Genomic DNA, 1648 nt, shown 5'->3' on the forward strand with positions numbered 1-1648 from the left:
AGATTCATATGATAATCCCACATATAGCTTCTTACATGCTCTGCTGCCTCTCCATGCATCTCCGACATGGCAGCAATCTCTACAATACTGCTTCTTACCACATCTATCTGTTCTATCCACCGGTCAAGCTGTGCCAGAATCAGTTCCCGAATGCTGGTAATTTCTTCATACTTTACCTGAAATCCCATAACTTTCTCCACTCCCCCTATTTTGTCTTTATCATTTTCATCAAAGAAGCTTCCCGGCATCCTGCGTCAGGAGGCTCTGATAATAACTCATCAGACCAATTAACTGTGAAAAGCCTGCCCGGTACGCTGTCATAGCATCCATTGATACATTTAAATCCGGAACTGTAAGCTGTTTTCCTTCTACCTCACCGGATACCGTTGAAAAAGAATGTACCTTGGATGCATAAACATTGGTATCTAATTTTATCAGCCTGATAATTAGTTACTGATATAGCAGGACTTCCTGTTCTTGCTATCAAAATAGACCTTATAAACTCCAGCATAGAGTCCATATTCTGTGTGTCATTTTGATTTCATCAAACAATAGTTCTGTGTAAGAATGAAAACACCAACTTGAAACAAGTCAGTAAAATCAATGTTTTACAGTACCTTAGAAATAAAATGTCAGACAAATCCTTTTGTATACCTGAGGGCAAATTTCGCCATAAGGAGTCCTTTCCCCTTTAGGTAAATGACAAAAAGCTATTATTAATCTCTGTATGTCATTCACTTCGTGAACAGACAGAGAGTAAAATAGCTTTTTGAGTTAAGGGTTTTGGAGTCCTAAAGTATAACCATAATTAAATTTATATATTTTATTCAACTACATCTTCACCATATACACCATCATTTTGATATTGCAAAATAAGATTATACATTTCTTCAACATCTAATTGGCATAACTCCGCCTCTTCATTTGTAATTTCAATTCTTTTTTTCTTTATCATATGCGCTCCTGCATCATACTGAAGATAATATTGCCCTTTGTTTTCCAGTAGACTAATACCCTCATCTTCTATAATTAACTTCATTTTAAAGCACCTCTATTCAAATAAATGTTTATATGTATATGTTCCTTCTTTCGCCGGATTAATAACTGCTTCTTTTATTCCACCACTTGTATAGCCGCCTGGTTCCCAGTATTCCGGCCATGCACCTAATTCATTGCCAGATGGAAGTCTTAAACTAGATGTGTCCTGAATTGTCACTATAACAGGATTACTTCCTAAATATCCTTTGTCTAATCCCAAAACACTTTCTATTTTAGCCACATCCCCATCTGCGTTTCGAATTATTTCACTTAGTTCATCCCCAGACATTACAAATGTACCACCTTTACCACCAATTGTTCCTGATGGCTCACTTGGCATTATTTTTACCGCACCACTTTTCTTGAATGAATTTAGATGATTATTAATATATTCCTCACTCAAATAAGTTTCTGGTAATGGTTTCTGTCCCTTTGGTGTGCCTTTTATTTTTTCTACTTGTTCAAGTGACAATCCCTCTTCTCTAAGTTTACTCCACGATGAATATTGCTTTCCATCCTCAAATGACATATTACCTAAGTTCGAATATCTACCACCCTTTACAGCCGAACCCACATCCGCATCATTTAATACTGCGCCACCGTCAGTTCC

3 protein-coding genes are annotated in these 1648 nt (G+C 36.8%); all 3 read right to left on the reverse strand.

The window, feature by feature from the left end; all coding sequences use genetic code 11:
- Positions 1-188: hypothetical protein (locus DWY37_RS16030; protein ID WP_199650077.1), on the reverse strand; the 188-nt coding region annotated here is incomplete at its 3' end.
- A 635-nt stretch (positions 189-823) separates the two neighbouring features.
- A complete protein-coding gene (locus DWY37_RS15610; protein WP_055147993.1) occupies positions 824-1039 on the reverse strand; it encodes a hypothetical protein in 216 nt (71 codons plus the stop codon).
- Positions 1040-1051: 12 nt separating this feature from the next.
- A partial coding sequence (locus DWY37_RS15915) for a hypothetical protein (protein ID WP_199535651.1) occupies positions 1052-1648 on the reverse strand: 597 nt, incomplete at its 5' end.

The organism is Roseburia sp. AF25-13LB, assembly GCF_003478915.1.
In the GTDB taxonomy this organism is placed as follows: Bacteria; Bacillota; Clostridia; order Lachnospirales; family Lachnospiraceae; genus Roseburia_C; species Roseburia_C amylophila.